This window comes from Nocardia sp. NBC_00508 (assembly GCF_036346875.1).
Taxonomy (GTDB): domain Bacteria; phylum Actinomycetota; class Actinomycetes; order Mycobacteriales; family Mycobacteriaceae; genus Nocardia.
Genome location: NZ_CP107852.1, coordinates 6,511,423 through 6,520,409, shown reverse-complemented (window position 1 = coordinate 6,520,409; position 8,987 = coordinate 6,511,423). Strand labels below are relative to the sequence as shown.

Here is an 8,987-nt window from a genome sequence, read left to right as displayed (position 1 = left end):
ACATACCGAGTGTTCGGTTAATGCGGGTTCTGCTGGACTGCTGTTCGACCGGTGACGACAGAGTGGCCGGTCGAATCATCCTTGCGTGTGGATCGCCGCCGGAGGATCGCGGCCGATACGGCGGCAGCGGTCAGCATAGCGAAAACCCGCTCCGGTGCCGGGCCTATTCGCGTGGCAAGCGTGTTGTCGTCGCGCACGGGGAGCTCCGCGACCAGAGCGGCGGGCACGAACAACGCCGTTTCCTGCTGCACGCTGCCATCGGCGGCGATGATCGCGCTGACGCCCGAGGTGGCCGCGACGACCAGCGCCCTGCCGTGCTCGACGGCACGGATGCGCGACATCGCCAGTTGCTGATACGTCATCTCGCTGTCACCGAAGGTAGCGTTGTTGGTGGGCACCGTGAGCAACTCGGCTCCCGCGCGCATCGCGTCTTCGAACGACCTGTCGAAGGCCACCTCGTAGCAGGTGGCGACGCCGATGTCGATACCGGCGGCGCGTACCACGCCGTCGCCCTTGCCCGGCACGAAATATCCCGCGCGATCGGCGTATTCGGAGAAGAGCCGGAAGAACCCGCGCATCGGAAGGTACTCACCGAAGGGCTGGATGATCTTCTTGTCGTGACGCTCGCCGGGGCCCGCCGCGCCGTTCCACACCATCACCGAGTTGGTGGTGGTCCGGTCCGAATTGACCAGCACCGCGCCGACCAGGATCGGTGCGCCGATCCGCTCGGAAGCCGAGGTGATCAGGGCGGCGGCATCGGGGTTGCGCAGCGGATCGATGTCCGAGGAGTTCTCCGGCCAGATCACCACGTCGGGTCGCGGTACGCGGCCCGCCGCGACGTCCGCGGCCAACTCCTCGGTGCGCCGCACGTGGTTGTCCAGGACGGCGCGCCGCTGTTCGTTGAAATCCAGGCCGAGTCGCGGCACGCTCCCTTGGATCGCGGCGACCGTGACCGTTCGGTCGCCCGCCTCCGGATCGGGCAAGGCGGCGCGCAGCAGCAGTCCGGCAACAGGCATGAGAGCTATGGCGAGGACTGCCGCGGCATACCCGAGTCGGGTCGCGCGGACCGCGATGGGGCCGGGCGTCCCGGACTCGACGTCGGCGGCCGATACGGCGGCTCCGAGCGCACCACCGGACGCACGACGCGACCAGAGCAGCGATATCAGTGCCGCGGCGCCGGTTCCGGTGAGCGCCACCGCGAATCCGACCAGCGGTGCGCCGCCGACCGCCGCCAGCGACAGGAACCAGCCGTCGGCTTGGCCGAATGCCAAACGGCCCCAGGGAAATCCGCCGAAGGGGAAGCTGGACCGGCCCAGCTCGGCAGTGGTCCACGCCAGCGCCACCCAGAGGGGCCAGCCGGGCAGCGTGCCGACGAGCCGGGCGAGCAGACCGAATACGCCCACGAAGACCGCGCAGGCGGTGGACAGCGCAATCCACGGCAGCGGTCCGACGTAGATGCCGGTCCACGGCAGCAACGGGAGGAAGAACGCCCAGCCGGCCAGAAATCCGTAGCCGAAGCCCGCCCGGAGGCGCCCGTCGCCGCGGACGGCGAGAGTGAGCACCGCGATACCCAGCGGCGCGAGGAACCACCACGGCCGGGGCGGGAAGCTGCCGAACAGCAGCAGGCCGGCGAGGATCGCCGCCCCCGAGCGCGCCGGCGCCGGACGTGCGCGCACCGCGGCCGACAGCGACCGCCCCCATCCCGCTACCCGCTCATGCACCATCACCCCGCTACCGTCCGCCATTCGGCCGCCATCCGCCACTCGGCCGACGTACGCCACACCGGACGCTCGCAGAGCGAAGCGCAGGGGCCACCACAGGCCGCCGGGAGGCCGGCACCCACTGTGTGTGCCGCCGTCCGCCAGTCGGCCGACGTCCGTCGCTTATCCGACTCCCTGCGCTCGGCGAACGCCTCCATCTCATCTGGCATCCGCCGTTGCTCGAACACCAACCATGGCCCCGCCACGGCCTGCCGCATGGCCGACGCTTTCGACACGGCCCATATCCCCCGCACGCCCCGATGCCGCCGGAGAGTGCGGCGACGCCGCTGAGTGCCGCGCCCAGCGGAGCGGGGATCTCGGTGCACGTCGTAAGTGCATCGAGGGCCGGATCGACCTGGCTTCTCCCGCTCGGCGAATATCCACCGCACAGCGGATGTACGCGGGCCAGCGGACGTCTGCCGCTCGGTCACCGCCCGCCTCTCAGCAGGCTCGACCGGCGTCCAACGCGCGGACGATCCATACCGCTGGGCTGTAGCACGAGGGCTCGGGATGGCCGCGGCGCGGCCGCCGGCGATGACCGGCCTCGTCCCGCGTTCTGGACGCCGAAGCAGCGGTCGGAGCCGCCGCGCCGAAGCCGTGCGAACAGTGCGCGCACACCTGCGCGAGCAAACGGTCGAGCCGTGCCGCCGCGATCCCCGCGAATCTCGCCCGTCACGCACCGAAATGCCCGGCCGGCGACCGGCGAGTTCCGGCGTCGGCTCCACGCGGACTCGGTCATGCCGCATAGATCGTCGTTCCCCGGTGCACGGTGCGCAGGCACGTCGGCAGCGGTGAATCAGGTTCCAGCGCAGGCAATCCCGGCACGCGCGAGCGAGGGTCGGTGGACCAGCGCTGCACCGAGTCGGCGGCAGCGGCGACGACGAGCTCGTCGGCATCCCAGATCGCGTAGGACGCGGGAGCACCCGGCACCAGCGTGCCCGCCACACCGTCGCGGACCCCGCCCGCCCGCCAGGCGCCGCGCGTCGCCGCGGCGAAGGCGGCGCGCGGCGACAGACCGTGGCCGGGGGTGCGATGGTTGGATGCCGCCCGCACCGCCGCCCATGGATCGAGGGCGGTGACCGGGGCGTCGGAGCCGATCGCGAGGGCGACGCCGGCGGCGGCCATGGTGGCGAACGGGTTCAGGGTCGCGGCGCGCTCGGCGCCGAGCCGCGCGGCGTACATGCCGTCCGGTCCGCCCCAAGCCGCGTCGAATCCCGGCTGCACACTGGCGATTACGCCCCAGCGCGCGAGTTTCGCGATGTGCTCCGCATCGATCAGCTCGGCGTGCTCGACTCGGTGCCCGAGCGCGGCGACGGCGGGCCCGCCGAGTTCGTCGGCCACCCGCTCGACACCCGCGACGAGCGCGTCCATGGCGGCGTCGCCGATCGCGTGGAACCCGGCCTGAATTCCCGCGACGGTGCAGGCACGGACATGATCGGCAATTGTCACGGCATCGAGATAGCTTCGGCCGCAACCGTGCTCGTCGGCGTAGGGCGCACGAAGCCACGCCGTATGCGACCCGAAGGAGCCGTCTACGAACAGGTCGCCGCCCAGGGCGTGCACGCCGAGTTCCTCGACCAAGGCGCGAGCCTGTTCGGCGCTGCGCACCACCTCACCCCAATAGGCCCGGACCTGCACGCCGTGGTCGAATTCGAGCAGTTCGCGAAGGTCGGCGCGCCCAGCGATTTCCGGACCCGCGCATTCGTGCACCGCGACGATCCCACGCGCGGCGGCGTGGTCCAAGGCCGCGGCGCGGGCCCGATCCCGTTGCGCCCTGGACAGACTCGTGAGCGCGGCGGCACGCACCAGATGGTGGGCTGCGGCGCGCACCGGCTCACCCCGGGTGAATCCGTCGGCCGAGTTCAGTGCGGCCAGCGTGGCCAGCAGTGCCGAGGACGCCACGGCGGAGTGCCCGTCCACGCGCGAGAGGTACACGTGACGACCGGCACCCGCCGCCGCGTCGATCTCCTCGACGGTGGGCGGCCTGCCCTCCGGCCAGCTGGTCTCGTCCCAGCCGTCACCCAGGATGGCGCCGTCCGGGTGTGCCGCGGCGGACGCCCGCAGCAACCGCAAGCAGTGTTCGAGCGACGCGGCGCCCGACAAGTCGAGACCGGTCAGCTTCAGCCCGAGCGCCGTGACGTGCACGTGCGGGTCGACGAACGCGGGCGCGACGAAGGCGCCGTCGAGGTCGACGACCTCCGCGTCCGGGTGCAGCGCGCGTCCCGGTTGCTCGGCGCCGAGCCAGACCACGGTCCCGTCGGTCACCGCCATGGCCGTGGCGTCGGGTGAACTCGCACTGTAGAAGCGGCCGCCGGTCAGCAACTGGGTACTCACGGAGCACCAGTCTGCCGTATGCCCGATCCGGCGGTTTCGGTCAGCCGTTCAGTACAGGCCGGCGCGCCAGATCCTCCTGCTGCGCCAGCACCGTCATCACCTCCGCGTACTCCGGCGGCGCGCTGCCGGTTCCGCCCGCCGCCGTGGACCGGCAGCCCGCCTCCATGGCGATCAGCTCCAGCCGCAGCGCAGCGGCCGTGAATCCGGAAATCGACTGTCCCGCACTGGCCGCCGCGCGTCGGACCGCGGCGGCCAGCTCCTCGCTCACCGTGACGGTGAGTTGCTCGGTGGCCATCGCGCCACGATAGCCCTTCGGCGCGCCGCACGGAACCAGGCGTCGGCGACTTCCCCTCAGGACGGGTTGATGACGCGGCGGGCATCGCCCTGCCCGTCGTCGTACCACTGCCGCACCACGACGCCGTCGATCACCTCATCGCCGTCTATGACCACGCCGCGATAGGGCGCGGCGGCGGCGAGCCTGCCGAAGCGCCGCGCCGCGAACGCCGTGACCAGCGGACGCACCAGAAACCGCGTCGGGGGCAGCAGCAGAAGCAGACCGAGCAGTGAGGTGACCAGGCCGGGCACGAACATCAGCACGCCACCCGTGGCGACCAGCGCGCCGTCGGCCACGGCGGTGCCCGGCGCGACTTCTCCGCGACCGGCCCGCCGGAACTGCTCGAACACCCGACGCCCCTGCGAGCCGACCAGCAGCATGCCCGCGGCCGACCCGGCGATCAGCACCAGAATCGTCGGCATGACGCCGATCAGCTGGCCGACCGCGACCAGCGCGGCGATCTCGACGACGACGTACAGCACGAACAACAACGCGGCCATGGCGATCCCTTCGGACGATCTACCCCGGTCAACGTCCGGCACCCGCGTTTTTCTCCCGGTCTGCCTGATAAGACTCTGAGATCCGCCCCCTGGTCAGCCGCCTGGGCGCACCAGGCCGGTTTCGTAGGCCAGGACGACCGCCTGAACCCGATCCCGCAGACCGAGTTTGGTGAGCACCCGGCCGACGTGTGTCTTGACCGTGGCCTCGGAGAGGTACAGCTGCTCGGCGATCTCGGCGTTGGAGCGCCCTGCCGCGATCTGCTCGAGCACCTCGCGCTCGCGGGCGGTGAGCACATCGAGCACACCTGGATCGCGGGTGCGCGCCGGATCTTCCGCGATGAGCCGGTCCAACAGGCGTTTGGTCACCTTCGGAGAGACCACCGCGTCACCCGCGGCGACACTGCGGATGGCCGAGACGAGGTCCTCCGGCGGGGTGTCCTTCAAGAGGAATCCGCTCGCCCCCGCACGCAGCGCGCCGAGTGCGTGCTCGTCGAGGTCGAAGGTCGTCATGACCAGCACCCGGCTGCCGTACCCTGCCTCCACGATGCGGCTGGTGGCGGCGACGCCGTCGACAACCGGCATCCGCACGTCCATCAGCACGACGTCGGGCCGCAGCTCGGCTGCCCTGGCGACCGCGGCAGCGCCGTTGGCCGCCTCGCCGATCACTTCGATATCGGGGTGCGCGCCGAGCACCATCTTCAACCCCATACGCATGAGTTCCTGGTCATCGACTACGAGAACGGTGATCGGCACGCCCCCAATGTAACGTGGGCGCTTCCGCGTCCCGGCGTCCCGGCGTCCCGGCGCGATGATCCCGTCCGCGCGGTCCTCGGTTGCCTCGGTGTCCGAATCCCTCTCAGGCACAGTGGTTACATGCCGCGCGACCGACACCGAGCCCGGCTCACTCCGCCGGGCCCGGGCGTAGCGGAATGCTCGCGTGCACTCGCCAGGCGCCATCGGCGGCGGGGCCCACGTCCAGACTGCCGCCCAGTACGGCGACGCGCTCGCGCATCCCGACCAACCCGAGCCCGCTGCCCTCGATACGGGTGGCCGGTTCATGCAGCGGCAGCCCGCCGCTGTCGGTGACGTCGATCAACACATCGGAGTCGGCGCGGCGCACCCGCACCCACGCTTTCGGGTGCGGGCCGGCGTGCCGCAGCGTGTTGGTCAGCGATTCCTGCACGATGCGAAGCACGCCGAGACTGACCTCGGGAGCGATGTCGTCCAGTTCGCCGGTCAGCTCGAGTTCCACGGCGAGACCGGTGCCGCGCATCATCTCCACGGCCTTGGCGATGCCCGCGGTGCCGTGCTGGGGCAGCTGGTCGGGCGCGTGCTCGGTGCGCAGCAGGGCCACGGTTCTGCGCAGTTCGCGCAGCGCCTCGCGGCCGGTGCTCGCGATGGTGGTGAGCGCCTGCTCGGCCGCGTCCGGGTCGCGGCGCAGCGCGTACCTCGCGCCGTCTGCCTGCACGATGATCACGCTCACCGCGTGCGCGACCACGTCGTGCAGTTCCCGGGCGATGCGCGTGCGTTCGGCCGAGACGGCGTCGTGCGCACGGCGCTCCTTGTCGTTGTCGGCGACCGCGAGACGCGCGGCGACCTCGGCGTCGTAGGCGTGCCGAGCGCCGATGAACTCCGCGAGCGTCCAGCACAGCGCGTAGTACATGGCCGTGAAGATGATGTCGGACCCGGAGGGCCGGCCCATCGCCGCGCTCGAGAGCATGAGATCCGCCACCAGGCCGAGCCCGAACAACAGTCCCTCGCGCCGCCCGACGTAGGCCACCAGCGTGTAGAGCATGATGCCCACCGACAGCAGCGCGATGTGGTCGGCGTCCTCCTCGGTCAGGAAACCCACCAGCGACACGGCCAGCGCCAGCGCCAGCGTGGCGACCGCCATGGTCCGTGGGTACACCCGGCGCAACACCACCGGAAGCGGAAGCAGCACGCCGATGGCCAGGTAGGCGAGCTTGTTGTGTGCGTTGCCGACCCCGACGACCTCGAGCACCAGAAGCACCGCCGCCAGCATCGAATCGGCGACGATGGGCTGGCCACGAAGCCACAGGCTGAACCGACGCACGGGTTCAGCCTAGGTGCGCCCGGCACGCGGCCACGCCGACCCGGCGGACGCCAGAGCGGTATGCCGAATGGTCCTCACACGATTTCCGGCGCAGGCGCCGCTCTCGGCAGCACCGGCGTGACGACGCTGTCCTGTCCGCAGACTGCGATCGAAGGCCGCGACGGGTGATCGACTCGATGGACGTCCGGTACTCGGGGCGGCAGCTGGGCACCGCGGTCAGCGAGATGATCACGCGCCCGACACCGCACTCGCCGGTCCTGTGCGAGGTGAGCGCGTCGTTGTCGATGACGACGGTGTCGATGCGGTCCAAGCGGTGCGTCCGGATCCCGGACCAGCACCCCACGACTGGACAGGATCCGGCCGAGCACGGCGGCGTTGGCCCAACCGGGCGCGGACGCCGGATCGGCGCGCGGTCCGGCGGTCTGGTTGTCTGACAGGGGTGGAGATCGGTGACTGGGCGGTTCTGTTGACGGCGGCGACGGCTGCGGGGTGGGTGGACGCGGTGGTGGGCGGCGGCGGGCTGATCATCCTGCCCACGCTGTTCGTGGTGGCGCCCGGCATCGCGCCGCAGACCGCGCTCGGCACCAACAAGCTCGCCTCGGTCGCCGGCACGAGCGCCGCGGTGGCGACCTTCGCGCGCAAGGTGCCGATGCGCTGGCGGGTGCTGCTGCCCGCCGCGGTGATCGCCGCCGTGGCGGCGGTGGGCGGCGCCGCCGCGGTCTCGCTGATCGACCGCGAGCTGTTCATTCCGATCGTGATGGTGGTGCTCGTGGGTGTCGCGATCTTCGTCACGGTACGTCCGTCGATCGGCCTCACGCTGGCCACCCACCCGCCAACGCGGCGCAAGGTCATCCTCACGGTGGCGCTGGCGGCGGGGCTGATCGGGTTCTACGACGGTCTGCTCGGACCCGGCACCGGAACCTTTCTGATCATCACCTTCGCCACCCTGCTCGGCACCGAGTTCGTGCGCGCCGCGGCCATGGCCAAGGTGCTCAACTGCGGCTCGAACATCGGCGCCCTGCTCTTCTTCGGAGCCACCGGCCACATCCTCTGGGCGCTCGGTGCGGCGATGGCCGCGGCGAATGTGCTCGGTGCGGTGATCGGGTCGCGGATGGCGCTGCGGAAGGGCGCCGAATTCGTGCGCGTCGTGCTGCTGGTGGTGGTGATCGCGATGGTGATCCGGTTGGGCTGGCAGCAGTTCGGCTGATCAGCCCACCGGTTCGACGTGATGGGTGGCCAGCCAGGGTTGCAGCACGCGCGACGTGGTCTCGTGAATTCGGCGGTGCAGACGCTCGCCCTCCTCGGCACCGGCGACCGGCTGCTGGAACAACACGGTCAGCGCACCCGACACCGCTCCGACCACCGCGCCGACCAGCGCGGCGGCGCCCACCTCGTCGAGTTCGGCAGGGAACGCGCCGTGCAGCTGCCTGGCGATCTCGCGCTGCGCGACCAGCTGGGCGTGCGCGGCGCGGCCGCTCACCGCGGGCACGGTTCGCGAGACCTTGGCGCGCAGCGCCGCGATCCGGGCGGAAAGGTCGTCGATGAGGTGTTCGCCCGGGTTGTCGCCCGCGGCGCGCAACGCGCGCAGCAAGACCTCCACCGGACGCTCTCCGGGGCGCCTGCTGGCGATTGCGGCCACCGCGGCGCGCACCCGCTCGTCGGATTCCGGGAAGAGCAGCTCTTCCTTGCTGCCGAAATAGTTGAAGAACGTCCGCGTGCCGACGTCCGCAGCGGCGGCGATGTCGGCCACCGTCGTGTCCTCGTAGCCGCTGGTTTCGAACAGTTCGGCTGCGGCTTCGAGGATGGCTCGGCGGGTACGTTCGCGCTTGCGGTCACGGAGAGCGGATGGCGGCACGCGGGCACAGTACGGCATGCGGCGAGCAACACGCGGTAAGCGCGGGTGTCCCGCGTGCCGTTCACCCTGCGCCACCGCGCATCCCACGCAAACAGGCACCCAGTGCAGCTTTGCACGGGGCGTAATCGCG

At 71.2% G+C, this 8,987-nt stretch carries 9 protein-coding genes; 2 read left to right on the top strand and 7 right to left on the bottom strand.

Going from position 1 to position 8,987, the window contains the following annotated elements:
- Positions 1-17: 17 nt before the first annotated feature.
- From lnt to OHA40_RS29420, 6 genes are all read right to left on the bottom strand, one after another.
- Entirely contained in the window at positions 18-1,724 is a 1,707-nt protein-coding gene (gene lnt, locus OHA40_RS29445; protein WP_330234426.1) for an apolipoprotein N-acyltransferase, read from the bottom strand.
- Between the two features lie 771 nt (positions 1,725-2,495).
- Positions 2,496-4,094, bottom strand: a complete 1,599-nt coding sequence (locus OHA40_RS29440; protein ID WP_330230094.1) for an amidohydrolase — start codon at positions 4,092-4,094, stop codon at positions 2,496-2,498.
- A gap of 40 nt (positions 4,095-4,134) precedes the next feature.
- On the bottom strand, positions 4,135-4,389 hold the full coding sequence (locus OHA40_RS29435) for a hypothetical protein (protein WP_330230093.1): 255 nt from the start codon (positions 4,387-4,389) through the stop codon (positions 4,135-4,137).
- 56 nt (positions 4,390-4,445) lie between these two features.
- Positions 4,446-4,928: an FxsA family protein gene (locus OHA40_RS29430; protein ID WP_330230092.1), complete on the bottom strand. Its 483-nt coding sequence runs from the start codon at positions 4,926-4,928 to the stop codon at positions 4,446-4,448.
- Between the two features lie 93 nt (positions 4,929-5,021).
- A complete protein-coding gene (locus tag OHA40_RS29425) occupies positions 5,022-5,681 on the bottom strand; it encodes a response regulator transcription factor (protein WP_330230091.1) in 660 nt (219 codons plus the stop codon).
- Positions 5,682-5,829: 148 nt separating this feature from the next.
- Positions 5,830-7,002 carry a sensor histidine kinase gene (locus OHA40_RS29420; RefSeq protein WP_330230090.1) on the bottom strand — a complete coding sequence of 391 codons (1,173 nt, stop codon included), beginning with the start codon at positions 7,000-7,002 and terminating at the stop codon, positions 5,830-5,832.
- Positions 7,003-7,166: 164 nt separating this feature from the next.
- Here OHA40_RS29420 and OHA40_RS29415 point away from each other — a divergent pair, with 164 nt between their 5' ends.
- Complete coding sequence (locus OHA40_RS29415; protein ID WP_330230089.1) at positions 7,167-7,436, top strand: hypothetical protein; 270 nt, start codon at positions 7,167-7,169, stop codon at positions 7,434-7,436.
- Positions 7,437-7,441: 5 nt separating this feature from the next.
- Complete coding sequence (locus OHA40_RS29410; protein WP_330230088.1) at positions 7,442-8,209, top strand: TSUP family transporter; 768 nt, start codon at positions 7,442-7,444, stop codon at positions 8,207-8,209.
- Here OHA40_RS29410 and OHA40_RS29405 read toward each other — a convergent pair whose 3' ends face one another.
- Complete coding sequence (locus OHA40_RS29405; RefSeq protein ID WP_330230087.1) at positions 8,210-8,857, bottom strand: TetR/AcrR family transcriptional regulator; 648 nt, start codon at positions 8,855-8,857, stop codon at positions 8,210-8,212. It lies immediately after the preceding gene.
- Positions 8,858-8,987 lie beyond the last annotated feature (130 nt).